Here is a 25,344-nt window from a genome sequence, read left to right on the forward strand (position 1 = left end):
GGCTTCAAGGAATCTGAAACACCGGCATCTTGTCGCTGACGCCGCGCAGCGCCGCGAGTTGCTCGGTCGGCATGAGCTTCTGCTGCTCGATCAGCTTGGCGACCTGGGGATGCTGCACCACCGGCTTGGTGGCGAAGATCGCGCGCTCGTCGGCCAAGCCCTGCACCCGCGCCGCGATGTTGACGGTCTGGCCGAAATAATCGAGCCGGTCGTTCAGCGTTACCGCGAGGCATGGGCCCTCGTGGATGCCGATCTTGATCAGCAGATCCTTCTTCAGGTCGCGCACCGACTGGCGCATGCGCAACGCCGCGGCGAGCGCGCGGTCCGGCGTCGGGAACGTCGCCATCACGGCATCGCCAATGGTCTTCACCACCGCGCCGCCCTGCGCCGCGACAATCTCGTTCAGCACGCGGAAGTGCTCGCGCACGAGGTCATAAGCCACGATGTCGCCAACGCGTTCGTAGAGTTCGGTCGAGCCCTTGAGGTCGGTGAACAAAAACGTGAGACTTGTGATCTTCAGCCCCTGATCCACGTCAAGCGTATCGGTGCGATAGATGTCGCGGAACGTCTGGTTGCTCAGCATGCGCTTGGCGGTGAGGAACGGCCGCCGCTTGCCGAGCAGATCGTGCAGCATCTTGCCCGCGACCCAGATCGACGGCAGCGCCCGCGCATCGCTCTTGTTCTCAACGGAGAGCCGCAGCGGCCCGGGCTGCATCCCGGTGGTCTCGGTGTGAGACGGCATCTTGTTGTAGATCAAGGAGAGCGACTGCCGCTCGCGGGTCGGCTCGCCTTTGACGTCGATGAAATGCGCGGCGTGGGTCACCGGCTCGAACACGATGACGAACTCGGCCGGAAGCTGCACCGACATCTGCGCCTTTTCGCCGGACTCAAGCTCGATCGAATCGATTGTGATCTCTTCGAGGATATTTCCAAAGTCATCAGGCAGGTCGATGCCCGAGCCCCAGAAGATCTGGCGGAAGTATTCCCACGGCGACAGCGAATGCGGATCGTGCGCCGCGATCCGCCGGACCCGCGGACTGACGGTGAAGCCCACTTCGACCATCTCGTCCAGCGTCGGCTCGTAGGCACACGCGCACAGCGCGCAGCCATAGCTCTGCTTGTTCACCGACCTGAGCTGCTGACCGCTCTCGAGCACGCCGCCGCAGCCCGGGCACAGCACGTTCCAGTTCAACTCGAACAGGCCGAGCCGCGAGGCGTGGAGGAAGCCCGATATGGTCTTTTCCTCGTCAAGACCGCGCTTGTCCGCAAAGGTCAGCGCATTGACGCGGCAGAGCTCCCGGTCCGTTCCGTCGCGGACCAGAGTCTCGATGGCTTCGCTGACCTCCGGCGCGGCCGCATTGCGGAGCGCACCGAACAGGGCCTGGATTTGAGCTTGAGCTTGGGCGTCATTCATCGCCCCGCAAAGCTATGCCAAATTTTGCAATCCGCCAGGGGGACGCGGGTGCTCTTGCCAAGTCTTGGCAGCAGCGAACACACAAGCGGGTGTGTCACCCAGCTGTCATTCCGGACGCGCCGAAAGGCGCGACCCGGAATCCACAACCACGACTTGGGGTTGCGCCCTTGAATGACGGCAGTGGAAATACCGTCGGCTTACTCTTCCTTATATCCGTACGCCTGGGCGTTGCCGGTCGCGCCGTAGTACTTGAACGGCAGGAATTTGCCCGACATCGTGATCTTGACCCTGTCGCCCTTGGGGTCGGCGAGCCGCTCCATCGCCATGTCGAAATCGATTGCCGACATGATGCCGTCGCCGAACTCCTCCTGGATCAGTTCCTTCCAGGCGGCGCCATTCACCAGCACCAGCTCGTAGAACCGGTAGATCAGTGGATCGGTTGGCGGCATTTGCATGCCCTCGCCGCGCATCGGCACCTCGTTGAGCATGCTCTGCTCGGCCTGCGAAAGTCCGAACAGCTTGGCAGCCGCCGCGGCCTGCGGCTTGGTCAGCTTGTGGTTGCCGAGGATCGCGCCGGTGATCATCACCGGCGACATGCCGCCGATCTGTTCGCAGATGTATTTCCAGCTCCAGCCCTTCTCGCGCTTGATGTCGAGCAGCTTTTCGGTGAGGTCGGCGCGTTTCATGGATTATCTCCCAGCGGTTGGTGACAAAAAACTTCAGTGACCATGGCTTGCGAGCCTGATCACGGTGGAATCCGGATCGATCGGCAGGCCGTCGACGCCGGGCCGCACCACCGGCACGCGACGCGGATCGAACTCGGGCGTCTGGCTGACGAAGCTGCGGCTGCGTGTAACCAGGAAATCGATGATGTGGTTGCGCACCGCGTAATAGAGCGGATGCTTGTGGATCTCGGTGCGCTGGCGATCCCTCGGCAGCGGGTTCTCGACGATCTCGGCCATCACGGCGCCCGGACCGTTGGTCATCAGCACGATCCTGTCCGCCAGATAAATCGCTTCGTCGACGTCGTGGGTGATCATGAAGGTGGTCTGGCCGGTCTCCTGACAGATGCGGCGCACCTCGTCCTGCAACGTTCCTCGCGTGAGCGCGTCGAGCGCCGAGAATGGCTCGTCCATCAGCATCATCTTCGGCTGGATCGAGAGCGCCCGCGCAATGCCGACGCGCTGCTTCATGCCGCCGGAAAGCTCGGACGGCCGCTTATGCTCGGAGCCGGTCAGGCCAACGAGATCGATGAATTTCTGCGATTGCGCGCGGACTTGCGCTGCGTTCCAGCGCCGCCATTTCGACGACACCGCGTAGGCCACGTTGCCCATCACGGTGCGCCAGGGCAGCAGCGAATGGCCCTGGAAGATCACGGCGCGGTCGAGGCTCGGTCCCTCGATCGCGAGATTGTCGACAATCACGGTGCCTTCGGTCGGCGCGTCAAGGCCGGCGAGAATGTTGAGCACCGTGGTCTTGCCGCAGCCGGAATGGCCGATCACGCAGGTGAACTCGCCACGGTTCATCGCGAGCCAGAGGTTCTCGAAGATCGCCGTGGTGGCACCGCCCGGCGCCGGGTAGCGCTTGGCGATGCCTTCGAGCGAGATGAACTTCTCTGCCATAGGCTACTCGGGGAACGTGACCATGCGCCCCGCGAAGGCTAGGACTTGGTCGAGCACCATGCCGACCAGACCGATCAGCAGGATGGCGTTGATGACGTTGGTGATGGAAAGGTTGTTCCACTCGTTCCAGACGAAGTAGCCGATGCCGGTGCCTCCGACGAGCATCTCGGCCGCGACGATCACGAGCCAGGCGATGCCGATCGAGATGCGCATGCCGGTGACGATGGTCGGCGCCGCGGCCGGCAAGATCACCGTGAACGCGCGACGCAGCGTGCCGACCTCAAGCGTGCGCGCCACGTTGAGCCATTCCTTGCGCACCGACGCAACGCCGAACGCGGTGTTGATCATCATCGGCCACAGCGAGCAGATGAAGATCACGAAAATCGCAGACAGGTTCGAATCCTTGATGGTGTAGAGCGCAAGCGGCATCCAGGCGAGCGGCGAGATCGGCTTGAGCACCTGGATGAACGGATCGAGCGCGCGGCTCATCAAGGGCGACATGCCGATCAGGAAGCCGATCGGGATCGCGACGAGCACCGCGAGCAGATAGCCCAGGCCGACGCGGGCGATCGAGAACGCAAGCTGGATGCCCACGCCCTTGTCGTTCGGGCCGTTGTCGTAGAACGGCCGCCGCAAATGCTCCCAGAGCTTCTGACCGACATCGAGCGGCCCCGGCATCGCCGATTTGCCCTGGGTCGCGGTCGCGCCCATCAGCTTGGCGTATTCCGGATCCATCTGCTGCACGGCGCCGGTGCCGCGCGTGGCGAGATGCCATGTCAGGATGAACGCCGCGAAGATCAGGATCGAGACGAACGCGGCGCGAAGGGTGAGCGAGCGGGCCATGGCGCGTCGGGATCACACACGCTTGATCGCGAAGCTCTGGATGTACTCGTCGGGCTTCGACGGATCGAAGGTTTTGCCCATCACTGCAAAGCTCTTCGACGTGGTCGCAGGCGGCGTGAGACCGACCTCCTTCATCAGCCTGGTCGTATCGGTTGCCAGGAACACCTGCTCGGCGACCGCCTTGTAGTCAACGTCGGACTTGATCTGCCCCCAGCGCTTCATCTGCGTCATGATCCAGACCGCGAACGACTGCCAGGGGAACGGATCGAAATCGACGCGGTTCGGCTCGCGGCGGATGTTGCCGAGGCCGTCGGCAAATGTGCCGGTGAGAATCTGCTCGAGCACGATCTGCGGCTGGTTGAGATAATTCGCCGGCGCGATCGCCTCGGCGATCTGCTTCCTGTTGTCGGCCTTACTGGCAAACGCGGTCGCGTCGATGATCGCCTTGAGCAGCGCCGCATAGGTGTTCGGTGCCGTGGTGACGAACTCCTTCGACGCCGCAAACGCACAGCACGGATGACCGTCCCAGATTTCCTTCGAGAGCAGATGGATGAAGCCGACACCGTCGAACACGGCGCGCTGGTTCATCGGATCGGGCCCGAGGAAACCGTCGATGTTGTCGGCGCGAAGGTTCGCCACCATCTCGGGCGGCGGCACGGCGCGGATCTGCACATCGGTGTCCGGGTCGATGCCGTTCTCCGCGAGGTAGTACCGCAGCAGATAATTGTGCATCGAGTAGTCGAACGGCACCGCGAACTTGAAGCCCTTCCACGACTTCGGGTCGCGCTTGTCCTTGTGCTTGATCGCGAGCGTGATGGCCTGACCGTTGATGTTCTCCACCGCCGGCATCGTATAGGCCTGCGGATTGGAGCCGACGCCGAGCGTGATCGCGATCGGCATCGGCGAGAGCATGTGGGCCGCGTCGTATTCCTTGTTCAACGTCTTGTCTCGGATCACCGCCCAGCCGGCGGTCTTGATCACTTCGACGTTGAGACCATGCTTGGTGTAGAAGCCCATCGGCGCCGCCATGATGATCGGAGTGGCGCAGGTGATCGGGATGAAACCAACCTTGAGGTCCTGCTTCTCGATCGCGCCGCCTTGCGCGAACACCTCGGTCGCGGTCGACAGCGGGAAGAATTGCGACACCGCGGCGAGCGCGGTCGAGGCGCCGACCGCTTTGAGGAAGGCGCGCCGCGTCGCGTCCTGCGGAAACACGGCGCGCATCACCGCCGATGCGACCACGCCTTGGTAACGTTTCTCGTCGCTGGCGCTTTCGACCGGCGCGCATTGCAACTGCTGCTCGCGCTCATGCTCCGCAGCGTCGATATGACGGCCGCAGGCGCAGCCGGCACGGCTAAGACCCCGCTTCGGGTCAAACGCATTGTCGAACATGGACATAGGCACGCCCCCATCGTTATCGCCGCGAGTCCGCGCGGCGATCGCGTCAGGGTTTTTGCAATGGACGTGCCAGAGCGGGCTGGGAGACGGCAGAGCCTGTAAAATGCGCAGGCAAAACGGGCCAAACCCGCCCGATCCACAGGCAGATGCCGACTTTTTCGCCGGGACGCTGAAAAATCGGGCGTCGCCCGCGCCGCCCGATCAGGTCCAAAACCGCAGGCTCAAAGCCTACTGCGGCACGGTCCCGTCGCGGCCGACATTGATGCGGGCCGCCTCGTAGCTGCCGTCGGGTTTCTTGGTCGCCGCAGTCACCGTGAAGGCCGCGCCAGCCTTGAGATCGCTGGCGCTGCCGATCTCGTAGCGCACGATCGGCGCGTTGGGCGGGACCACGATCTTCTTCTCGCCCTCCTTGTACTTGACCGTGATGGTCGAGCCGTCAACGCCAGTCACCGTGGCGCCATTCACCGCGCCGTTGGTCATGGTGCTGCCCGGCGTTGTGAAGGGCCTGTGGCCCTCGCCGGTGCCGCGCATCGATTCCGGAAAGATGTGCACCTCGAGCGCCTTCTGGCTCCCATCGGGCTGCGGCATCGCGGCGCTGCCGAGGAACGTGTTGTCCTTGATGTCGGCCATCGAGGCTTTGACCACCGCGACAACCTGGGCATTCGGCGTCAGCGACAGCTTGGCCTCCTCACCGGCGCTGGTCTTCAGCACCATCAAGCTGCCGTCCACTTTGGCAATGGTGCCGCGCAGCCGCACGGTTTGCGCCTGTTGGGCGGACGCAACCGCGCAAGAGGTCGCGAACACCAAGCCGGCCAGAAAGAGTTTCGCTCTCATCGTCCCGTTTCTCCTCTCGACAAGGACGCGCCGCCACGAGCGGCGGCGCGCTTAGCATCTGAAACGTATGAACGGTTCAGGCGTTGCGCCTGCTTATTGCGGCGGATCGATATCGCGGCCGACCGAGATGTTTGGCGCGAGCAGACTGCCGTCGGCTTCCTTGGTCGCGGCGGCGACGAAAACCTTGCGGCCGACCTTGAGATCGTCGGCATTGCCCGGCATGAACTTCGCGATCGGCGTACCCGGCGGGACCGTCACCTTCTTCTCGCCGTCCTTGTACTTGACCAGCAGATCCTGACCGTCCTTGCCGGAGACCGTGGTCGCCACATTGGCATTGGTCATGGTGCTGCCGGGCTTCGCATCCCACGGGAAGAAGCGGTCGGGGACGACGCCCTTCTGCGCATCCATGAAGATGTGAATGCCGAAGGCCTTCTGGCTGCCGTCCGGCTGCGGCATCGCCGAGACGCCGATGAACGAGCCTTCCTTGATGTCGGCCAGCGACGCCTTGACCATGCCGGTGATGCGCGGCGGTTCGGCGAGTTTGACGGTGAGATCCTCTCCAGTCCGAGACTTCACATGGAGCGTGGTGCCGTCGACCTTGGTGATCTCGCCGCGGATGCGCACGGTCGGCGCCTGCTGCGCGAAGACTGTCGAAGCCGAAGCCATCAAAGCCAGAGCCGCCGCACCCAGCGTGCGCCGTGTCATCGTTTTCATATTGTCCTCCCTTGGGGCTCATGCCCGGCGCGCGCCGGAGCTGAATCGGGTTGCCCTGCGTCTAACCCCCGATGGGCGGCAATATTCCCCTATTTCGTCAGGTCTGTCTCAACCAGCTTGCGCAATTCGCTCGTCACCTGCGGGCGGACGCCGAACCACAGTTCGAAGCCCCGGACCGCCTGATGCAGCAGCATTCCAAGGCCATCGGCGGTGGCAAGGCCGCGCGCTTCAGCAGCGCCCAGTAACGATGTTTTGAGCGGGGCATAGACCAGATCGGTGACGATGGCGTGAGCCGGCAATGGTCCAAGATCGATCTCAAGCGGCGGCTGGCCGGTCATGCCGAGCGACGTGGTGTTGACCAGGAGGCTTGTGTTTGAAAGCAGACCCGGCAGCGCGCTCCAGTCGGCCGGCTGAACGGCCGGGCCGAACCGCCGGGCCAATTCATTGGCCCGGTCGATGGTGCGATTGACGACATTGATCCTGGCGACGCCGCGCTCGATCAGGCCGTACACCACCGCGCGCGCCGAGCCGCCTGCGCCAAGCACCAGTGCGTCGCCGGAGCGTTGGGCCCAACCCGGAACGGCGTCATCGAGATTGGCCGTGAAGCCTTCGACGTCGGTGTTGGTCGAGCGGAGCCGGCCGCCGTCGAGCCACAGCGTGTTGGCGGCGCCGACCGCGCGGGCGCGATCGTCCGGCTCCGACAGCTCGAGCGCCATCTCCTTGTGTGGGATCGTGACATTGGCGCCGGTATAGCCATGCGCCGAAAGATTGCGGACGAAGTCCGCAAACGCCGCGGGCTCGACGGCCTCGCGCCGATAGTCGGCGTCGAGGCCATGCTGCCTGATCCAGTAGCCATGGATCAGCGGCGACCGCGAATGCCGGATCGGCCAGCCGATGACGCAGGCAGCGCGTGTGCTCAATAGTATCCCACCTGCGCGCCGCCATCGACCGAGATTGCAGTGCCCTGAATGTGCCGCGCTTTCTCGGAGCACAGGAACAGCGTCAGCGCCGAAACATCCTCGGCCTTGCCCAGCCGGCGCAGACCATCCTTCGCGGTCGCCTCTTTCTTCAGTTCATCGACCGATTTTCCCGAAGACTTCGAACGTTGCTCGATGAGCTGATGGAAACGTTCGGTCTCGGTCGCGCCGGGATGGATGACGTTGACGTTGACGCCATCCCTTTTGCCTAGCTGCGACAGCGCCTTGGAGAAGTTTCCCATCGCGGCATTGACCGAAGCGCCGATCGCAAAGTCCGCGCCGGGCGAGCGGGCGGCGCCACCGCCGATGTTGACGACGAAGCCGTTCGCGGCCTTCAGCATCGGCCAGAACAGCCGGCACATCCGCACGCAGCCGAACATCTTGAGCGCGTAGCCGTCCATCCAGGCCTCGTCCGGCAGTTCGACAAAGTTGCCGGCTCGCGTCGCGCCGGCCGAATTCACCAGCACGTCACAGCGGTTGAACTTTTCCTTCACGGTGTTGAAGGCCTGCTGGCAACCTTCGAGCTTGCGAAGGTCGGCATTGATCGTGACCGGCGCCGGTCCGCCGGCCGCGGCGATCGTCTTGCTCGCCGCCGCGAGATTCTCGGCCGATGACGACACGATCACGGTCTGAGCGCCTGCTTTGGCAAAATCGACCGCAATCTCGCGGCCGATGCCGCGGCTGCCGCCGGTGATGACGACGACCTTCCCCGAAAACTCGCCCGCCATGGCGCCCCTCTCTGAAATCTACTTTTCGTCTTCGACCACGTTCCTCAAGGTGCCGACCTCCGGCACCGTCATTTCAAACACGTCACCCGCCTTCAGCCATTTGCGCTCGCCGTCCTTCTGATTGAGCTTGATCGGCGTGCCGGTGCAGATGATGTCGCCGGGCTTCAGCGTCATGAAGGTCGACGCATAAGACAGGATATCGGCAAACTTGAAAATCATGCTGTCGGTGGTGTCGTTCTGCGTCACCTCACCGTTGATCTTGCAGATAATGTGCAGCGGCTTCGAAAGATCGACGCCGGTCGCGACCCACGGGCCCATGCTGCCGGTCGAGTCCCAGGCTTTGCCCTGGGTGACGTTGAAGCGGCCATGCCGGATCCAGTCGCGGATCGTGCCCTCGTTGCACAGCGTGATGCCGGCAACCCAGTCCAGCGCCTGATCCCTGGGGATGCGGCGGCCGGTCTTGCCGATCACCAGCGCGATCTCGCCCTCGTATTCGAGCTGCTCGGACTCCGGCGGCCGAAGGATCGGCGCGTTGTGCGCGACGAACGAATTCGGCGGCTTGAAGAACATGCTCGGATACTTGGCATCGGCGTTGCCGCTGGTCGCTTCAAGCTCCGTGTCGCGCTTGGCGTAGTTCACCCCGATGCACAGAATCTTTTCGCAACCCGGGATCGGCGGCAGCATCTCGACCTCGGACAGCGGGAAATCCGGCCGCACGCCAGCCACCACACTCCTCACCTGGTCCAGCGCGCCGGCGCGCAGCACATCCAGTACCGAGGTCAACCGCGGCGCGAGTCGGGGCCGGAGATCAACGATTCCGTCGCCCACGGCGACGCCGAAGCTCGAACGGCCGCGAATGTTGTAGGTGGCAAGATTCATGGAGTCTCCCGGCGGCAGGCCATTTCGAGAACGAGCATCTGGTGCCGCCCGTGTTACAATAAGCTGTCACAAACCGCCATAGAACCCGCGATGCCGATCCGCAAGCCTGAGTTCAATCCGCCATTCAATGTCGTTCGCGCCAGCCACGTGGAACTTGCCGTGCGTGACCTCGCCCGGACCCGAAGCTTCTATGTGGACTGCCTCGGCTACCTAGTCAGCGCCGAGGAGCCTGGCGCGCTTTACCTCCGCGCCGTGGAGGAGCGTAATCACCATTCTGTCGTGCTGCGCGAGGCTCCCGAGCCCAGCGCCGTGTCGCTGGGCTTCAAGGTCGCGAGCGAGGACGACCTCGACCGCGCCGCAGCCTGGTTCAAGCGCCGCAATCTGCCCACGTCGTTTCCGGACGTGCCCTTTCAAGGACGCACGCTGCGCACCGCCGACGTCACCGGCATGCCGCTGGAGTTCTATTTCAAGATGGAGCAGAGCGAGCGGATGCTGCAGCGTTACGGCGCCTATCAGGGCGCACGCATCCAGCGCATCGATCACATCAACTGCTTCACGCCGGACGTGCAGGCGTCCTACGACTTCTATACGGAGCTCGGCTTCCGTCTGACGGAATACACCGAGACTGACGACAGCCGCGACCCTAAGCTTTGGGCCGTATGGCTGCACCGGAAGGGCAATGTCCACGATCTGGCGTTCACCAACGGCCACGGGCCGCGGTTGCACCATATCGGTGTCTGGGCCGCGGGCCCGCTCGACATCCTGCATCTCTGCGACGTGATGGCGACCAGCGGCTATCTGCCGAACATGGAGCGCGGACCCGGACGGCATGGCATCTCGAACGCGTTCTTTCTCTATATCCGCGATCCCGACGGCCACCGCATCGAACTGTTCACCAGCGACTATCTGACGGTCGATCCCGATCTCGAGCCGCTGCGCTGGTCGCTGACCGACCCGCAGCGCCAGACGCTGTGGGGGCAACCGGCGCCGAAGTCGTGGTTCGAGGAAGGCTCGACCTTCGCATCGGTGCCGGTGCGCGCGCCGGCGCTGGAAGCCCGACCAATCGTGGCGCGGTAGTCCCGCGCTTCGCACCGACGTCACACCAGCTTCATCGAGCGAAGGAGGCATTTCCGTTGCCGGACGATGCGGACCGATTCTTTGTCATTACCGGCGGCCCAGGATCGGGCAAAAGCACGCTGCTGTCGGCGCTCGAAGCGGACGGCCAGCTCTGCCTGCCCGAGGCCGGCCGCGCGATCATTCAGGCGCAGGTCGCAATCGGCGGCGCGGCGTTGCCGTGGTCCGATCGAAGCGCCTTCGCCGAGTTGATGCTGTCCTGGGAAATCCGCTCCTACCAAACGGCGCAGGCAACGAGCCGCATCGCTTTCTTCGACCGTGGCGTGCCGGATGTCGCGGGTTATCTCCGGCTTACGGGCCTGCCCGTGCCGGCCCATGTCGAAAAGGCGATCGAAATTTATCGCTACAACCGCTCAGTGTTTATCGCGCCGCCTTGGCCTGAGATCTTCACCCAAGACCGCGAGCGCAAGCAGGATTTCGACGAGGCGGTGCGGACCTACGAAGCCTTGGCTGCGACCTATTCAGCCTGCGGCTATGGCCTGATCGAGCTGCCCCGCGTGAGCGTCAAAGAACGCGCGGCCTTTGTGCTCCGGACGGTGGCCGCCCCGGCTTGACCCCTTGCCGGCCGCGCGGCATCAAAGTGCCATGAAAACCGTCTTCATCGATTGCAATCAGCAGCTCGGCGCGGTGTGGCAGCGCGTCCATCGCGCGGACGATCCGCCGGTGACGATCAACACCACGCCATTCGAGAAGAACGAGCTGCCGCGCGTCGTCGGCGACTACGACATCGCCATCGACGACCACAGCTACATGCCGACCGACTTGGTCCGGCAATGCAAGAACCTGAAGCACATCGTGTTCCTCGGCACCGGCGCCGCAAGCTACATGACCGTGCCCGAGATCGAGACGCTCGGCGTCAAGGTCCACACCATCAAGGGCTATGGCGACACCGCGGTGGCCGAGCAGACCATTGCGCTGATGATGGCCGCTTGCCGCGACCTCGCCCGCATGGACCGCGATATCCGCTCCGGCACCTGGAAGCCGCTGGAGGGCATGCAGGTGTTCGGCAAGACGCTCGGTGTGATCGGGCTTGGCGGCATCGGCGCCGAGGTGGCGCGCATCGCCAAGGGCATGGGCCTCAAGGTCATCGCCTGGAACAGAACACCTCGGCCGGACGCGGGCGTGCCCATGGTCGACATCGACACGCTGCTGAAGACCGCAGACATCGTCTCGCTCAACCTCGTGCTGAACGACGAGACCCGCGGCTTTCTCGACAAGGCGCGCATCGCGCGGATGAAACCCGGCGCGATCCTGGTCAACACCGCGCGCGGCGCGCTCGTCGACGAGGCCGCGATGATCGAGGCGCTGACAAGCGGCCACATCCGCCACGCCGGCCTCGACGTGTTTCACAACGAACCGTTGAAGGCCGACCATCCGCTCGCCAAGCTCGACAATGTGACGCTGGCGGCGCACGCCGCGTTCCGCACGCTGGAAGCCTCGATGACATTGCTGCGGCGAGCGATCGATATCGTCAAGCGCGTGCAGGCCTAAGCCCTGCCAGCGGCCTGTCCTGACCGATGCAACCTTTCCGGTTCCCCGGCGTTGTCGGGGTTGGTCATCGGGGTTCATCATGGCAGACGCGGCTACGCTTCCCTCAATCGCCGAGCATGGCGCGACGCGACTGCCGTCGGTCGAGGTCGACAGCTACAATATTGAGCTGAAGGATGAGGACGGATTCATCGGCGATCGCGCCCGCAAAGGTGCATTTCGCGAAATTCTCGATGAGTGGCGGAAGCCGCTGCGCAAATCCGGCGATGACCCGTTTGGCGATGTACCTAGCGAAGAGATTCCCCGAAAGACGCTTGACGAAGTTTTGACCAAGGGCGAGCCGGAAGCGGCCGGTCTTGTTCAAAGCGCTATCGAGGACTTCTCAAAAAACCTCGCCCAGGTGATCCGGCGCTATCTGAAGTCGAAGGCTTGGCAGGACACTGAAAAAATAGCAATCGGTGGCGGATTTCGGTCATCGCGTGTCGGCGAAGTCGTGATCGGACGCACGTTGGTGCTCCTCAAAGCCGAGAAGATTTCGATCGATCTCGAGCCCATCCATCACGACCCCGACGAGGCTGGATTGATTGGTTGCGGACACCTTGCACCGAATTGGATGTTCAAGGCCCATGACGCGATCCTTGCGGTCGACATCGGCGGCACCAACATCCGTGCCGGCGTGGTCGAACTCAATCTCAAGAAGTCACGCACTCTGTCCAAGGCAGAGGTGTGGAAGTTCGACCTGTGGCGGCATGCCGACGAAGCGAAGATCAGTCGCGAGAAGGCGGTGGGTCGGTTGGTCGACATGCTCGAAGACCTGATCGGCAAGGCCAAAAAGGCCGGCATCAAGCTCGCGCCGTTCATCGGCATCGGCTGTCCGGGCTTGATCACCAAGGAAGGCGCGATCGAGCGCGGCGCTCAAAACCTTCCGGGCAACTGGGAATCGAGCAAATTCCATCTGCCGAGCGAGATTCATAAGGCAATTCCCAAGATCGGCGACGACGAGACCGCGATCGTCATGCACAACGACGCTGTGGTGCAGGGCCTGAGCGAAGTCCCGTACATGACCGACCACAAGCATTGGGGTGTTCTGACCATCGGCACCGGATTGGGCAACGCGCGTTTCACCAATCGCAAAGACGACTAGTGTCGCATTGACCTTTCGGCGCTCGGGGCCCCACAATCGCGCAACGACAAGAACGCGATTGGGAGGCGACGCGTGAAGCCCGCGCCATTTGCCTATGCCAGGGCGAAATCGGTGGAGCATGCCATCGAGCTGCTGGCCCGTCTGGACGGCGAAGCGCGGCTTCTGGCCGGCGGCCAGAGCCTGATCGCCACGCTGAACATGCGGCTTTCGGCGCCGAAGCTTCTGATCGACCTCAACGGTGTGGACGGACTTTCGGGCATCACCGTCAACAACGGCATGATCGAGATCGGCGCGCTGACGCGGCATGCCGAAGCGGAGCGCTCGGCCGACATCGCCAGGCATGCGCCGCTGATCGCGCTCGCCATGCCGCATATCGGCCACGCCGCGATCCGCAATCGCGGCACGCTGGGCGGCTCGATCTCATTCGCCGATCCGGCCGCCGAATTGCCCGCCTGCGTGCTCGCGCTCGGCGCAGAGCTGGAGATCACCGGCCAAGGCGGCAAACGCAAAGTTGCGGCGGACGATTTTTTCAAAGCACTGTTCGAGACCGCGCTCGGTCCGCAGGACGTGCTGACCGCGATCCGCCTGCCCGCCGCCACCACGGACACGCGCGTGGGCTTTGCCGAATTCGCCCGCCGCCACGGCGACTACGCGATGGTGGGATTGGCGGCGAGCGCGAAAGCAAAAGGCAAAGGTCTGAGCGACGTCAAGCTCGCTTATTTCGGCGTCGGCAACACGCCGGTTCGGGCAAAGAAGGCCGAAGCCGCACTCGCCAATGGCGATATCGATGCGGCGACGACGGCGCTCACCGCCGACCTCGATCCGCCTGACGATGTGCAAGCCACCGGGGCGACCAAGAAGCATCTCGCCGGCGTTTTGTTGCGGCGTGTCGCGAAGCAACTCATGGGAGCCCGCACATGAGCGACCTGCGCTGCGACATTTCAATGACCGTCAACGGCGAGGCGGTGCACGAGACCGTCGATGCCCGGCAGACATTGGTCGATTTCCTGCGCGAACAACTCGTTCTCACCGGCAGCCATGTCGGCTGCGAGCACGGCGTCTGCGGCGCCTGCACCGTGCGGGTCAACGGCCTGATCGTGCGCGGCTGCCTGATGCTCGCGGCGCAATGCGAGGGCGCCAAGGTCGAGACCATCGAAGGCGTATCGGACACTGGCGAAATCGCCGACCTGCAGGACGCGTTCGAGAGGCGCAACGCGCTGCAATGCGGCTTCTGTACGCCCGGCATGCTGCTGACTGCGCAGGAGCTGCTGGCGTCGGGCGGCGTGCCGAGCCGCGAGAAAATCCGCGAGCACATTTCGGGCAACTACTGCCGGTGTACGGGCTATCACGCGATCGTTGATGCGATCGAGGCGGTGGCGCAGGCGCGGAATGGGGTGAAGCCATGAGCGCGCTTCGCCCTCTCGCATTCGCCCGCACTCGCGCCACAACGTCCCCTCCCCCGCATAGCCCGTCGAAGACGGGCGTGAACGCCCTTTCGCTGGGGGAGGGACAGGGAGGGGGCATGCAACGCATACCGTCGTCTATGGCCGCCCCCTCCCCACCCATCCCCCGCAAGCGGGGGAGGGAGCGCACCTGCGCGAGTCGCGGGAGCGAAGAATCGCGAAGCGGAGCGTCGCCATGAAAATCGTCGACGATTCGCCGCCGATCCTCACCGCGCTCGACCGGCCGAATTCCTACATCGGCCGTGCGGTGCCGCGACCGAACATCGCGCGGCTGACGCAGGGCCGTGCGCAATATGTCAGCGATGTCACGTTGCCACGCATGGCGCATGTCGCGTTCGTGCGGTCGCCGCATGCCCATGCGAAAATCAACAGCATCGACGCGGCGGCAGCGAAGAAAGCCCCTGGCGTCATCGCGGTTGTCACCGGCGCCGAACTATCCAAGATGATCACGCCCTGGGTCGGCGTGCTCACGCATCTCAAGGGCATCAAGTCCGCGCCACAGCATGCCATCGCGGTCGATCGCGCCTGCTGGGCCGGCGAAGCGGTCTGCGCCGTGGTGGCGCGCACCCGCGCCGAGGCCGAGGACGGCTGCGAACTGGTCCAGATCGACTACGAAGAGCTCGCCGCAGTCACCGATCCGGAAACCGCGCTCGATCCGGCGACGCCGGTGATCCATCCTTCGCTTGGCGACAATCTCACCTTCGAGCGCGTGCACGTTGCGGGCGATCCCGACAAGGGCTTCGCCGAAGCCGACGAAGTGATCGAGACCACATTCGTGTTCGGCCGCCATACCGGCGTCACCAACGAGCCTCGCTCCATTGTCGCCGATTGGAATCCCGGCGACCAGCGCATGACCGTGTACCAGGGCACGCAGGCGCCGCACATGATGCAGAACCTGTTCGCCAAGCATCTTGGCCTGCAGGAGCACCAGGTCCGCGTCATCACCAAGGACGTCGGCGGCTCGTTCGGCATCAAGGTGCACACCTATGCGGACGAGATGGCGGCGGTGGCGCTCTCGAAGCTGCTCCGGCGCCCGATCAAGTTCGTCGCCGACCGCATCGAGAGCTTCGTCACCGACATCCATGCCCGCGACCATCGCGTGAAGGCGCGGATCGGGATCAAGAACGACGGCTCCATCACGGCCTGGGAGATCGACGACCTCACCGGCATCGGCCCCTACTCGGTCTATCCGCGCACCTCGGGCATCGAAGCCAACCAGGTGGTGAACCTCACCGGCGGGCCCTACACGTGCGGCAACTACAAGGCCCGCGCCCGCGTCGTGTTTCAGAACAAGAACGTGATGTGCCAGTACCGCGCGGTCGGCCATCCGATCGCGACGGCCGTCACCGAAGGCCTCGTCGAACTCGCCGCGGCCAAGATCGGCATGGACCCGCTGGAGATCCGGCGACGCAATCTCATTCCCGACGACGCTCATCCGTCGCAAGGACCGTCGGGCATCAAATACGAGGCATTGTCGAACCACGAGGCGCTCGCCCATCTCGATGCGATGATGAACTACGCCGGATTGCGCGCCGAGCAGGAGAGATTGCGAAAGCAAGGCATCTACCGGGGCATCGGCTTCGCGAGCTTCGTCGAGGTGACCAATCCGAGCGCGGCGTTCTACGGCGTCGGCGGCGCGCGCATCTCGGCGCAAGACGGCGCCACTGTGCGGCTCGACTCCACCGGCGCGATCTTCTGCCACATCGGCGTCTCCGAGCAGGGCCAGGGCGCCGAGGCGGTGGTCGCGCAATGCGTGGCGTCATCGTTCGGCGTCCCGATGGACAAGGTTCGCGTCATCATGGGCGACACCGACAACACGCCCTATGGCGGCGGCACCTGGGCGTCGCGCGCGGCCGGCATCGGTGGCGAGGCCGCCTGGCAGGCCGGCAAGGCACTGCGGCAGAACGTGCTGGCGGTCGCGGGCTCGATCCTGCAAGCCAAGCCCGAGACGCTCGACATCAGCAATGGCGTGGTGGTCGACAAGGGAAGCAATACCGAGCGCATCGGGCTCGACGAGGTCGCACGCATCGCCTACTTCCGCCCCGATACGCTGCCGGCCGGCGTGCAGGCCGAGCTCGTCGCGACGCGGCACTATGTGCCGCGGCAATGGGCCTTTTCGTTCACCAACGGTATCCAGGCGAGTTGGCTCGAGGTCGACACCGACTCTGGCTTTGTCACATTGCTGAAACATTGGTGCGTCGAAGACTGTGGCACCGTGATCAACCCGCAGCTCGTTGACGAACAGGTCCGCGGCGGCGTGGTGCAGGGCATCGGCGCCGCGCTGTTCGAGCACTGCCAATATGACGCGCGCGGACAACTTCTGAACGGCAACATGGCCGACTATCTCGTGCCGATGGCGGTCGAGATGCCGGATATTGAAGTGGGCCATGTGGTGACACCGACTGCCGACTCCGAATTGGGCGCCAAAGGCGCCGGCGAAGCCGGCACCGCCGGCGCGCCGGGCTCGGTCATGAACGCCATCAACGACGCATTGCGGCCATTGGGCGCCGTCCCGCTGACCGACATGCCGTTCACGCCCGACAAGATTCTGCGCGCGTTAGGCAAGGTCTAACCAATCTCTCCGTAGACGGAACGCGGCGGGTTGGCCAAAATCCACCCGCCGTCCGGCACAGTGTTGGGCGGACAACGAAAAGCTTGGAGGGAATCGGGTCATGGATATCAAAGTGGGACGCAAGGCGATCGAGGAAGCCTCCAAGAAGCTTTCCAACTGGGGCCGCTGGGGCAAGGACGACCATATCGGCACGCTCAACCACGTCACGCCCGAAGATATCGCCAACGCCGCCAAGCTGATCAAAGCCGGCAAGACGTTCGCGCTCGGCATCCCGCTCGACCGCGACGGCCCGCAGAACGGACTGTTCGGCGGCCGCTTCAACCCGATCCACCAGATGCTCGCCACCGGCACCGACGCCGTCGCCGGCCAGCAGGATTGGAACAAGATCCGCTACGCCGACGACACGCTGAACCTCTGCGTCCAGGGCGCGACGCACTGGGACGCGCTCGGACACATCTTCTTCGACGACAAGTGCTACAACGGCCATGACGCAAAGCTGATCGACTCGCGTGGCCTCTCGGTGCTCGGCATCGAACACTCCAAGAGCAAGATGGTCGGCCGCGGCGTGCTGCTCGACATCGCGCGCTTCCGCAAGGTGCCGTGGCTCAAAGACGGCGAAGGCATCTCCAACGACGAGTTGGATAAGTGCGCCAAGGATCAGAACGTCCAGATTCGCAAAGGCGACTTCGTCATCGTCCGCACCGGCCAGATGGAACGCTGCATGTCGGAGAAGCAGTGGGGCGGCTACGCGGGCGGCGATGCGCCGGGCGTGAAGTTCGAGAACTGCTACTGGTGCCAGGATAAGCAGGTCGCCGCGATCTGCTCCGACACCTGGGGCGTCGAAGTGCGGCCGAACGAAACCACGGAAGCCAACCAGCCGTGGCACTGGGTGGTGATCCCGGCGATGGGCCTCTGCATGGGCGAGATATTCTATTTGAAAGAGCTCGCCGAGGATTGCGAGCAGGACGGCGTCTACGAGTTCTTCTTCTGCGGGCCGCCGCTGATCATCACCGGCGGCACCGGCTCGCCGATCAACCCGCAGGCCATCAAGTAAAGCCGGCCGACGGCTACCCGGACGCCGACGGCTAGTGTCCATCCGAATTGAAGCTAGCCCGCGCAACATGCACACTGTCACCCGCGGGCTTGACCCGCGGGTCCATTCGATGGCGCAACGACAACACACTCTTACGGCCGCCTTCGCTGCAGCCGCTCATGGATTGCCGGGTCACGGCGCTCACGCGCCGGCCCGGCAATGACACCGCCGTTGTGGCCCGTGATTCAAGCCAACCGGGAACTGTTCTGGAATTCAGTGGAGGAAACTATGGCTCGCTTTCTCAAGCGCGGGATGGACGCAAGCGCGATCAAGGCCGCCGATGCGCAAGTGCGCAGCACGGTCGAAGGCATCCTGGCGCAGGTCGAGGAGAGGAAAGACGTGGCGATCCGCGAGTTGTCGAAGAAGTTCGACAATTGGGAGCCGAAAGATTTCCGGCTGACGCCCGCCGAGATCGAGAAAGCTATTTCGCAGGTCTCAAAGCGCGACCTCGACGACATCAAGTTCGCTCAGGCCCAGGTCCGAAACTTCGCGCAGAAGCAGAAGGACACCATGAAGGACCTGGAGGTCGAGACGCAGCCCGGCGTCATCCTCGGCCATCGCCACATCCCGGTGAACGCCATCGGCTGCTACGTGCCGGGCGGGCGCTATCCGATGGTGGCATCCGCGCACATGTCGATCGTCACGGCGCGCGTCGCCGGTGTGAAGCGCATCATCGCCTGCGCGCCGCCATTCAAGGGCGGGCCGCACCCGGCGATCGTTGCCGCGATGCATTTCGGCGGCGCCGACGAAATCTACGTGCTGGGCGGCGTGCAGGCGGTCGCCGCCATGGCGCTCGGCACCGAGACCATCGCGCCGGTCGACATGATCGTCGGCCCCGGCAATGCCTATGTGGCCGAGGCCAAGCGCCAGCTGTTCGGCCGCGTCGGCATCGACTTGCTCGCGGGCCCGACCGAAACGCTGGTGATCGCCGACGACACGGTCGATGGCGAGATCTGCGCCACCGACCTCCTTGGCCAGGCCGAGCACGGGCCGACTTCGCCGGCTGTGCTGCTGACCAACTCCGAGAAGCTCGCCCGCGACACCATGAGCGAGATCGAGCGGCTCCTGAAAATCCTGCCTACCGCTGACGCCGCCGGCAAAGCCTGGGCCGACTTCGGCGAGGTGATCGTCTGCGACAGCGAGGACGAGATGGTGCAGGAGGCCGACCGCATCGCCTCCGAGCACGTCCAGGTGATGACGCGCGATCCGGACCACTTCCTCAACAACATGAAGAACTACGGCTCGCTGTTCCTCGGCCCCCGCACCAACGTCGCCTATGGCGACAAGGTGATCGGCACCAACCACACGCTGCCGACCAAGAAGGCGGCGCGCTACACCGGCGGTCTCTGGGTCGGCAAGTTCCTCAAGACCTGCACCTACCAGAAGGTGATGACCGACCAGGCGAGCGCGATGATCGGCGAGTATTGCTCCAGGCTTTGCATGCTGGAAGGCTTCTCGGCCCACGCCGAGCAGGCCAATGTCCGCGTGCGGCGTTATGGCGGCCGCAACGTGCCCTACGCGCAAGCCGCGGAGTGATCCGCGGCGCGACGGGTTGAAGGATTAAGGGGCAATCCATGATCCCCACAATCGTGCCGTTCTATGCCGCGGTGCTCGGCCTGATCTTCATCTTTCTGTCGGCGCGCGTGATCGTCGCGCGCCGGCAGTTCCGCATCAGGCTTGGCTCCGGCGGACAAGAACCGCTCGAGCGCCGCATCCGCGTGCAAGGCAATTTCGCCGAATACGTCCCGCTCACGATTATCCTGCTCACCTTCCTCGAGCTTTATGGCGCCGCGCGATGGCTCATTCACGCGCTCTGCATCGCGCTGATCCTCGGGCGTTGCCTGCATGCCTATTGCGTCAGCCGGACCGACGAAGACATCCGTCAGCGCCGCGCCGCCATGGGACTGACATTCGGCGCGCTGGCCATCGCGGCGATCGGTGTGGTTTTCTATTCCGGTCAGCGGTTGCTCGGATAAAGGACGCACCATGCCGTCGATCGATCTCGCCAAGACGCCGTCGTTTCGTCTCGACGGCAAGCGTGCGCTGGTGACCGGCGGCGGTCGCGGCATCGGGCTTGCGGCGGCATCGGCGCTGGCTGCGGCCGGCGCGCATGTGACTCTCGCGGCGCGGACCAAAGCCGAGATCGAGGATGCAGCGGCAGCGATCCGCGCGCGCGGCGAAAAGGCCGACGCGCTGGTGCTCGACGTCACCGACATCGATGCCGCGCGGAAGGCTCTTGCCGCAGCCGAGCCTTATCATGTGCTGGTCAACAACGCCGGCATGAACCGGCCGGCCCACCTGCCGGACGTCAAGGTCGAGGACTTCGACGCGATCTTCGGGCTCAACGTCCGCGCTGCATTCTTCATGGCGCAAACTGTGGCGCTGCGTCTGATCGCGGCGAAACAGCCGGGCTCGATCATCAACATCTCATCGCAGATGGGCCATGTCGGCGCCGCGCGTCGCACCGTCTATTGCGCGTCCAAGCACGCCATGGAAGGTTTCACCAAGGCAATGGCTATCGAGCTTGCGCCGCACAACATCCGGGTCAACAGCCTCGGTCCGACGTTTCTCGAAACGCCGATGACCAAGCCGTTCTTCGAGAACAAGGCGTTCCGCGACGAGGTGCTGTCGAAGATCAAGCTCGGCCGGCTCGGACAGCTCGAAGAACTCAACGGCGCGATTGTGTTTCTCGCCTCCGATGCCTCTTCGCTGATGACCGGTTCGGCGCTGGTGCTCGACGGCGGCTGGACCGCCGAATAGGAGACTTTCATGACGTTTCGATTTCTGCTGCTTGCACTGTCATTGCTGGCGTCCGCCCTGCCCGCCGCGGCGCAGGACCGCATGGAGCGCATTCTTTCGAGCAAGGTGCTGCGCGTCGGCACCACGATGGACACGCCGGTGTTCAGCATGCGCAATGCCACGTCCGGTCAGCTTGAAGGCCTCGATATGGACGCACTCGCGACGCTCTCGCAGGCGCTGGGCGGCGTGAAGGTCGAATACGTCAAGATGACCTTCGGCACGATGCTGACGGATCTGCTGGCCGACAAATTCGATTTCGCCATGTCCGGCATGGGCCGTACGTTGGAGCGCGCACGCACTGCGACGTTCTCGCGGCCTTACATGCGTTACGGCAAGCTGCTCATCGTCCGCGCGGCCGACAAGGACAAGTACCACTCGCTGGAGGACCTCGACAAAGCAGGTCTGAAGATCGCCTACAACCAGGGCGGCCTGAACGAACGCTTTGCCAAGGTGCGATTCAAGAATGCGGCGCCCGCGGGATATGCCAGCAACGAATTGGCCTACGCCGATCTGATCGACGGCAAGGCCGACGCGCAGGTGGCGGACTCGACATCAGCGGTCTATCTCGCTGCGAAAGACCCGCGCGTGGTGGTGATGAACCCGCAAAACGTGTTCGACCCGGTCTATGTCGCGATCCTGATCCGCCGCGAGGACCAGACGCTCTTGAACTACATCAACATCTGGCTCGACCAGATCGAGATGGACGGCACGCTCGCGAAAATCCGCAACAAGTGGCTGCCGGGCTATCCGACCGCGGGCTGGCCCAGCGAACCGCGGTAGTTCGCTCCGCCCTCATCCTGAGGAGCGGCGCGAAGCGCCGCGTCTCGAAGGACGAGGGCGGCCACGCTGGTGCAGCATCCGGGCGGGCGGCCATCCTTCGAGATGCCAGCCTTCGGCTGGCTCCTCAGGATGAAGCCGGTAGAGAGTGGCGTGTCCGGAAGCAAAAGTTAAAACAGCTTCTTCAGCACCTGCGGATTGAAGCAGCTCATCGGCGGCGTTCCTTCAATCAGCGCGATGGTGTTGTCGACCACGACGTGGGCCATACCCTCGCGCAGCTCCAGCACGGCGCTGCCGAGATGCGGCGTCAGCACCACATTCGGCATCGTCACCAATTCAGGCGAAAGTTGCGGCTCGTGCTCGAACACATCGAGGCCTGCGCCGGCGATCTTCTTCTCCTGAAGGGCCCGCACCAAAGCGGCCTCGTCGATCACCGGCCCGCGCGAGGTGTTGATGACGAAGGCCGTGGGCTTCATCAGCGCGAACTGCCGGTCGCTCATCAGGTGCCGGGTCTCGGGTGAAAGCTGCGGATGCAGCGAGACGAAATCCGCCTCACGGAGGAGATCGTCGAAGCTCCGGTGGCCGGCCTCGAACTTCGCTTCCTCGTCGGGCGGGAGACGTCGCGGATCGGCATAGATGATCTTCATCTCGAAGCCGCGGCCGCGCCGTGCCATGGCCTGACCGATGCGGCCGAAGCCGATCAGACCCAGCGTCTTGCCGGTGACGGCCGCGCCCGCCAAGTGGTTCGACTGCGAACCCGGATAGATGCCCTGGCGATACAGCTTGTCGCCGAGCGCGATGTTGCGCGCGACCGAAAGCAGCAGGCCGAAACCGATATCGGCCGTCGAGTTGGTGACGATCGCCGGAATGTTGGTGACCGGAATGCCGAGTTCGGTGGCCGACGCCAGATCGATGCGATCCTGCGTGATGTTCATCGACGACACCGCCTTGAGCGCAGGGTTAGCGGTCAGCACGTCGCGGTCGACGGTGTCGTGCAGCAGCGAGACGAGAATGTCGCAGCGCTTCACCGCGTCGATCAACTTGTCCTTCGGCAGGACCTTGCTGGAATCGCCGTTGACCTCGACATCGGCGACAACGCGCAGCCGCGCCAGCGCACTTTCCGCGATCGGCTGGGTGACGAAAACCCGCGGCTTGCTCACGACATACAACTCGCGATGATTGGCCGACGAAGGCCGGCCTAGGACGCCCTGGCCACCGGTTTGATGGCGGCGTTGACCTTAGGCATCACCTTCTCGGCGAGCAAGGTCATCGAGCGCTTGGCAAGCGTCACGTCACGCCAGTCCTTGCCGGCATAAAGCAACGTGCCGAAGTCGCCGACCCGCTCGCGGAATCTGAGGATCTCGTCCGCGACCTTTTCGGGCGAGCCGTAGATGATCAGGTCCTTGCAGATGCCGTCGAGCGTGACCTCGCTGTCGGGCTGATCGCGCCGCGTCTTGAACAGCTCGAGCCGGCCGCGCTTCAGCTTGGTATAGAGCTGGCTGTAATAGTAACGATACGGGCTGCCCGGATCGCTGACATAAGCCTCGGCGGTCTTGTCGTCGTCTGCGACGAAGATGCTTTTCGCGACGCGCCAGTTCGCCGGATCGGCCGGCCGGCCGACGCGCTCGCAGCCTTCCACATAGCGCGGCCAGTGGCTCTTCACCCATTCCGGCATCAGGAAGTTCGCCGAGATCGGCTCCCAGCCGCGCGCCGCGGCCTCGGTGACGCCCTTGGAGAACGGCGCCACGGCTGTCACCACGATCGGCGGGTGCGGCCTTTGCAGCGGCTTCGGCAGGAAGCCTTGGCCGATCTCCGGCAAGAATTGCTTCTCGATCTTGATGTTCCAGTATTTGCCTTCGATGTTGTAGGGCGGCTCGCCCTTCCAGATCGCCAGCACCGTGTTGATGGCTTCGAGGAACATCGCGCCGCGGTCGGCGTCGAGCACGCCGAACGCCTCGGCGTCTGAGAGGAGACCGCCCGGGCTGATGCCGAAGATGAAACGGCCGTCGAGCATGTGGTCGAGCATCGCGATGTTGGCCGCGACCGCCGCCGGATGCTGGTTCGGCATGTTGATGGTGCCGGTGCCGAGCTTGATGGTCTTGGTGTTGTGGATGAGGCTCGCGATGAACACCATGCACGAGGTGATGTTCTCGGCGCGATCGGTCGAGTGCTCCCCGACATAGCCCTCGGTGAAGCCAAGCTTGTCGGCAAGCAGGAAGGCCTCGCGGTCCTCGCGCAGCGATGTCCGCCAATCCTTGTTCAGCGGATGGATCGGCATCGTGAAGAAGCCGAGCTTCATAAAGGCCCTCCGGCGAGTCGCGTCGTCCTTTGGCGCCAATCTAGTCACGCTGGCGGCGTAAGCCGAATTAATATATCTTGCCGTTAGGCATCAGGATTCCTAATGACCGAAATCGCGCTCCGTCAGATCAAGGCCATCATCGCGGTCTGCGAGGAAGGCTCGTTCACCCGCGCCGCCGCGCGGGAGAACGCCACGCAATCCGGCATTTCCCAGCATGTGGCCGCGGCCGAACGCATGTTGGGCGTGAAGCTGTTCGAGCGTTCGACGGCGGGCGTGACGCCCACGCCGGCCGGCCAGCGCTACTACCGGCGCTGCATCGAAGCGGTCGGACAACTCGCCAACGCGGCCGAAGAGGTGCGCGGTTTTGCCGCGCGGGTCAGCGGCGATCTTCGCATCGGGCTGATCCCGACATTGACGCGCGCGGCGCTCGCGCCCGCGCTCGCCGATTTCAAATCGAAGCATCCCGACGTGCGGTTGCACATCGTCGAAGGCTACAGCGGCTGGCTCACCGACATGGTGCATGCGGGTGAGCTCGATTTCGCCGTGGTGCCGGCCTCCGAAAGCCGAGTCGGACTGAAGTCGCGGCTGATCGTGCGCGACCGCGAGATGCTGGTTTCGAATCGGAGATTCGGCCTCACGCCGCTGCAACCGGTGCGGCTGAAGGATTGCGGGCCGCTCAAGATCATTCTGCCGAGCCGCTCCAATGTCCGCCGTCGCAACATCGAGGTCTATTGCCAGACCCACGGTGTCGAGATTGCCGACGTCATCGAGATGGACGCGATGATCAGCACGCTGCAATTCGTGCTGCAGTCGGACTGGGTTGCAATCCTGTCCGGGCTCATCTGCATCGGCGATGTCGAGCAGCCACGCGCGGAGCGCGTGATCAGCCCGATCCACGATCCGCCCCTGATCGCCGAGTTCGTGGTGATCTCGCCGGCGCGGCGCACGCTCTCGACCCAGGCGCAGCTCTTTCTCGAGACCTTCGAGGCGGAAATCGCGCGCATCCAGGAGGTCTGGGCCAAGACCATCCCAGCAGTGGTTTATCCGGTGCGAGGACGGCGGGGTGGCGCAAAATCGTGAGGCTCGTGTCCCGGGCGCGACGCAGCGCGCAGCGGTGCGTTGCAGACCCGGGACCCCGGTTTCCTTCTTAAGAATAGCAACCGGGG

Annotated in this window: 25 protein-coding genes; 13 read left to right on the forward strand and 12 right to left on the reverse strand. The window is 64.1% G+C overall.

All coding sequences use genetic code 11. The annotated features are described in order from the left end of the window. Window positions 1–4 precede the first annotated feature (4 nt). The 10 genes from RHPLAN_RS32320 to RHPLAN_RS32365 all read right to left on the reverse strand — a co-directional run bounded on the left by RHPLAN_RS32320 (window position 5) and on the right by RHPLAN_RS32365 (window position 9,409). Complete coding sequence (locus tag RHPLAN_RS32320) at window positions 5–1,414, reverse strand: adenylate/guanylate cyclase domain-containing protein (RefSeq protein ID WP_068027364.1); 1,410 nt, start codon at window positions 1,412–1,414, stop codon at window positions 5–7. Between the two features lie 197 nt (window positions 1,415–1,611). Continuing rightward, entirely contained in the window at window positions 1,612–2,100 is a 489-nt protein-coding gene (gene cynS, locus RHPLAN_RS32325; RefSeq protein ID WP_068027369.1) for a cyanase, read from the reverse strand. A 33-nt stretch (window positions 2,101–2,133) separates the two neighbouring features. Further along, the gene (locus RHPLAN_RS32330; protein WP_068027373.1) at window positions 2,134–3,036 is read right to left on the reverse strand and encodes an ABC transporter ATP-binding protein; all 903 of its coding nucleotides are present in this window, start codon (window positions 3,034–3,036) and stop codon (window positions 2,134–2,136) included. A gap of 3 nt (window positions 3,037–3,039) precedes the next feature. Next, the gene (gene ntrB, locus RHPLAN_RS32335; RefSeq protein WP_068027376.1) at window positions 3,040–3,879 is read right to left on the reverse strand and encodes a nitrate ABC transporter permease; all 840 of its coding nucleotides are present in this window, start codon (window positions 3,877–3,879) and stop codon (window positions 3,040–3,042) included. A gap of 12 nt (window positions 3,880–3,891) precedes the next feature. Beyond that, window positions 3,892–5,277, reverse strand: coding sequence for a CmpA/NrtA family ABC transporter substrate-binding protein (locus RHPLAN_RS32340; RefSeq protein ID WP_068027379.1), 1,386 nt, complete (start codon window positions 5,275–5,277; stop codon window positions 3,892–3,894). A gap of 228 nt (window positions 5,278–5,505) precedes the next feature. Beyond that, the gene (locus RHPLAN_RS32345) at window positions 5,506–6,111 is read right to left on the reverse strand and encodes a hypothetical protein (protein ID WP_068027382.1); all 606 of its coding nucleotides are present in this window, start codon (window positions 6,109–6,111) and stop codon (window positions 5,506–5,508) included. Window positions 6,112–6,204: 93 nt separating this feature from the next. After that, window positions 6,205–6,825, reverse strand: coding sequence for a single stranded DNA-binding domain-containing protein (locus RHPLAN_RS32350; protein WP_335341038.1), 621 nt, complete (start codon window positions 6,823–6,825; stop codon window positions 6,205–6,207). An 89-nt stretch (window positions 6,826–6,914) separates the two neighbouring features. After that, a complete protein-coding gene (locus tag RHPLAN_RS32355; protein WP_068032183.1) occupies window positions 6,915–7,751 on the reverse strand; it encodes a shikimate dehydrogenase in 837 nt (278 codons plus the stop codon). Next, the gene (locus RHPLAN_RS32360; RefSeq protein ID WP_068027385.1) at window positions 7,742–8,530 is read right to left on the reverse strand and encodes an SDR family NAD(P)-dependent oxidoreductase; all 789 of its coding nucleotides are present in this window, start codon (window positions 8,528–8,530) and stop codon (window positions 7,742–7,744) included. The genes RHPLAN_RS32355 and RHPLAN_RS32360 overlap by 10 nt, the downstream gene beginning before the upstream one ends. A gap of 18 nt (window positions 8,531–8,548) precedes the next feature. After that, window positions 8,549–9,409, reverse strand: a complete 861-nt coding sequence (locus tag RHPLAN_RS32365; RefSeq protein ID WP_068027388.1) for a fumarylacetoacetate hydrolase family protein — start codon at window positions 9,407–9,409, stop codon at window positions 8,549–8,551. A 90-nt stretch (window positions 9,410–9,499) separates the two neighbouring features. On the opposite strand from RHPLAN_RS32365, the gene hpaD reads away from it, so the two are divergent. The 12 genes from hpaD (at window position 9,500) to RHPLAN_RS32425 (ending at window position 21,882) form a co-directional block, all read left to right on the forward strand. Then, a complete protein-coding gene (gene hpaD, locus RHPLAN_RS32370) occupies window positions 9,500–10,486 on the forward strand; it encodes a 3,4-dihydroxyphenylacetate 2,3-dioxygenase (RefSeq protein WP_068027391.1) in 987 nt (328 codons plus the stop codon). 56 nt (window positions 10,487–10,542) lie between these two features. Next, entirely contained in the window at window positions 10,543–11,097 is a 555-nt protein-coding gene (locus RHPLAN_RS32375) for an AAA family ATPase (protein WP_068027395.1), read from the forward strand. A gap of 31 nt (window positions 11,098–11,128) precedes the next feature. After that, window positions 11,129–12,034: a 2-hydroxyacid dehydrogenase gene (locus RHPLAN_RS32380; RefSeq protein ID WP_068027399.1), complete on the forward strand. Its 906-nt coding sequence runs from the start codon at window positions 11,129–11,131 to the stop codon at window positions 12,032–12,034. A gap of 79 nt (window positions 12,035–12,113) precedes the next feature. After that, window positions 12,114–13,175, forward strand: coding sequence for an ROK family protein (locus RHPLAN_RS32385; protein WP_068027402.1), 1,062 nt, complete (start codon window positions 12,114–12,116; stop codon window positions 13,173–13,175). 72 nt (window positions 13,176–13,247) lie between these two features. Then, the gene (locus tag RHPLAN_RS32390; RefSeq protein ID WP_068027405.1) at window positions 13,248–14,096 is read left to right on the forward strand and encodes an FAD binding domain-containing protein; all 849 of its coding nucleotides are present in this window, start codon (window positions 13,248–13,250) and stop codon (window positions 14,094–14,096) included. Next, window positions 14,093–14,581: a (2Fe-2S)-binding protein gene (locus RHPLAN_RS32395; protein ID WP_068027408.1), complete on the forward strand. Its 489-nt coding sequence runs from the start codon at window positions 14,093–14,095 to the stop codon at window positions 14,579–14,581. The genes RHPLAN_RS32390 and RHPLAN_RS32395 overlap by 4 nt, the downstream gene beginning before the upstream one ends. A gap of 232 nt (window positions 14,582–14,813) precedes the next feature. Then, on the forward strand, window positions 14,814–17,210 hold the full coding sequence (locus RHPLAN_RS32400) for a xanthine dehydrogenase family protein molybdopterin-binding subunit (RefSeq protein WP_068027412.1): 2,397 nt from the start codon (window positions 14,814–14,816) through the stop codon (window positions 17,208–17,210). Between the two features lie 100 nt (window positions 17,211–17,310). Further along, window positions 17,311–18,264, forward strand: coding sequence for a cyclase family protein (locus RHPLAN_RS32405; RefSeq protein ID WP_237179953.1), 954 nt, complete (start codon window positions 17,311–17,313; stop codon window positions 18,262–18,264). A 267-nt stretch (window positions 18,265–18,531) separates the two neighbouring features. After that, window positions 18,532–19,839 (forward strand): histidinol dehydrogenase, encoded by a 1,308-nt coding sequence (hisD, locus tag RHPLAN_RS32410; protein WP_068027415.1) that lies wholly within the window; start codon window positions 18,532–18,534, stop codon window positions 19,837–19,839. Window positions 19,840–19,877: 38 nt separating this feature from the next. Then, window positions 19,878–20,279 carry an MAPEG family protein gene (locus tag RHPLAN_RS32415; protein WP_068027417.1) on the forward strand — a complete coding sequence of 134 codons (402 nt, stop codon included), beginning with the start codon at window positions 19,878–19,880 and terminating at the stop codon, window positions 20,277–20,279. A gap of 10 nt (window positions 20,280–20,289) precedes the next feature. Then, complete coding sequence (locus RHPLAN_RS32420; protein WP_068027421.1) at window positions 20,290–21,063, forward strand: SDR family NAD(P)-dependent oxidoreductase; 774 nt, start codon at window positions 20,290–20,292, stop codon at window positions 21,061–21,063. Window positions 21,064–21,072: 9 nt separating this feature from the next. After that, on the forward strand, window positions 21,073–21,882 hold the full coding sequence (locus RHPLAN_RS32425; protein ID WP_068027424.1) for a transporter substrate-binding domain-containing protein: 810 nt from the start codon (window positions 21,073–21,075) through the stop codon (window positions 21,880–21,882). A gap of 167 nt (window positions 21,883–22,049) precedes the next feature. On the opposite strand, the gene RHPLAN_RS32430 is transcribed toward RHPLAN_RS32425, so the two are convergent. Both RHPLAN_RS32430 and RHPLAN_RS32435 read right to left on the reverse strand, forming a co-directional pair. Continuing rightward, complete coding sequence (locus tag RHPLAN_RS32430) at window positions 22,050–23,039, reverse strand: 2-hydroxyacid dehydrogenase (protein WP_198164598.1); 990 nt, start codon at window positions 23,037–23,039, stop codon at window positions 22,050–22,052. A gap of 38 nt (window positions 23,040–23,077) precedes the next feature. Next, window positions 23,078–24,178: an LLM class flavin-dependent oxidoreductase gene (locus RHPLAN_RS32435; RefSeq protein WP_068027428.1), complete on the reverse strand. Its 1,101-nt coding sequence runs from the start codon at window positions 24,176–24,178 to the stop codon at window positions 23,078–23,080. A 102-nt stretch (window positions 24,179–24,280) separates the two neighbouring features. On the opposite strand from RHPLAN_RS32435, the gene RHPLAN_RS32440 reads away from it, so the two are divergent. Further along, entirely contained in the window at window positions 24,281–25,258 is a 978-nt protein-coding gene (locus RHPLAN_RS32440; protein WP_068027431.1) for a LysR family transcriptional regulator, read from the forward strand. The last annotated feature ends 86 nt before the right edge of the window (window positions 25,259–25,344 follow it).

The organism is Rhodoplanes sp. Z2-YC6860 (genome assembly GCF_001579845.1).
In the GTDB taxonomy this organism is placed as follows: Bacteria; Pseudomonadota; Alphaproteobacteria; order Rhizobiales; family Xanthobacteraceae; genus Z2-YC6860.

What these genes read in the sequence shown, in the direction of transcription:
- RHPLAN_RS32330 (WP_068027373.1), bottom strand. Translation starts at nt 3,036, where the DNA reads ATGGCAGAGAAGTTCATCTCGCTCGAAGGCATCGCCAAGCGCTACCCG.
- hpaD (WP_068027391.1), top strand. Translation starts at nt 9,500, where the DNA reads ATGCCGATCCGCAAGCCTGAGTTCAATCCGCCATTCAATGTCGTTCGC.
- RHPLAN_RS32340 (WP_068027379.1), bottom strand. Translation starts at nt 5,277, where the DNA reads ATGTCCATGTTCGACAATGCGTTTGACCCGAAGCGGGGTCTTAGCCGT.
- RHPLAN_RS32415 (WP_068027417.1), top strand. Translation starts at nt 19,878, where the DNA reads ATGATCCCCACAATCGTGCCGTTCTATGCCGCGGTGCTCGGCCTGATC.
- RHPLAN_RS32420 (WP_068027421.1), top strand. Translation starts at nt 20,290, where the DNA reads ATGCCGTCGATCGATCTCGCCAAGACGCCGTCGTTTCGTCTCGACGGC.
- RHPLAN_RS32400 (WP_068027412.1), top strand. Translation starts at nt 14,814, where the DNA reads ATGAAAATCGTCGACGATTCGCCGCCGATCCTCACCGCGCTCGACCGG.
- RHPLAN_RS32320 (WP_068027364.1), bottom strand. Translation starts at nt 1,414, where the DNA reads ATGAATGACGCCCAAGCTCAAGCTCAAATCCAGGCCCTGTTCGGTGCG.
- RHPLAN_RS32345 (WP_068027382.1), bottom strand. Translation starts at nt 6,111, where the DNA reads ATGAGAGCGAAACTCTTTCTGGCCGGCTTGGTGTTCGCGACCTCTTGC.
- RHPLAN_RS32435 (WP_068027428.1), bottom strand. Translation starts at nt 24,178, where the DNA reads ATGAAGCTCGGCTTCTTCACGATGCCGATCCATCCGCTGAACAAGGAT.
- RHPLAN_RS32440 (WP_068027431.1), top strand. Translation starts at nt 24,281, where the DNA reads ATGACCGAAATCGCGCTCCGTCAGATCAAGGCCATCATCGCGGTCTGC.
- RHPLAN_RS32425 (WP_068027424.1), top strand. Translation starts at nt 21,073, where the DNA reads ATGACGTTTCGATTTCTGCTGCTTGCACTGTCATTGCTGGCGTCCGCC.
- RHPLAN_RS32385 (WP_068027402.1), top strand. Translation starts at nt 12,114, where the DNA reads ATGGCAGACGCGGCTACGCTTCCCTCAATCGCCGAGCATGGCGCGACG.
- cynS (WP_068027369.1), bottom strand. Translation starts at nt 2,100, where the DNA reads ATGAAACGCGCCGACCTCACCGAAAAGCTGCTCGACATCAAGCGCGAG.
- RHPLAN_RS32360 (WP_068027385.1), bottom strand. Translation starts at nt 8,530, where the DNA reads ATGGCGGGCGAGTTTTCGGGGAAGGTCGTCGTCATCACCGGCGGCAGC.
- hisD (WP_068027415.1), top strand. Translation starts at nt 18,532, where the DNA reads ATGGCTCGCTTTCTCAAGCGCGGGATGGACGCAAGCGCGATCAAGGCC.
- RHPLAN_RS32380 (WP_068027399.1), top strand. Translation starts at nt 11,129, where the DNA reads ATGAAAACCGTCTTCATCGATTGCAATCAGCAGCTCGGCGCGGTGTGG.
- ntrB (WP_068027376.1), bottom strand. Translation starts at nt 3,879, where the DNA reads ATGGCCCGCTCGCTCACCCTTCGCGCCGCGTTCGTCTCGATCCTGATC.
- RHPLAN_RS32395 (WP_068027408.1), top strand. Translation starts at nt 14,093, where the DNA reads ATGAGCGACCTGCGCTGCGACATTTCAATGACCGTCAACGGCGAGGCG.
- RHPLAN_RS32405 (WP_237179953.1), top strand. Translation starts at nt 17,311, where the DNA reads ATGGATATCAAAGTGGGACGCAAGGCGATCGAGGAAGCCTCCAAGAAG.
- RHPLAN_RS32350 (WP_335341038.1), bottom strand. Translation starts at nt 6,825, where the DNA reads ATGAAAACGATGACACGGCGCACGCTGGGTGCGGCGGCTCTGGCTTTG.
- RHPLAN_RS32365 (WP_068027388.1), bottom strand. Translation starts at nt 9,409, where the DNA reads ATGAATCTTGCCACCTACAACATTCGCGGCCGTTCGAGCTTCGGCGTC.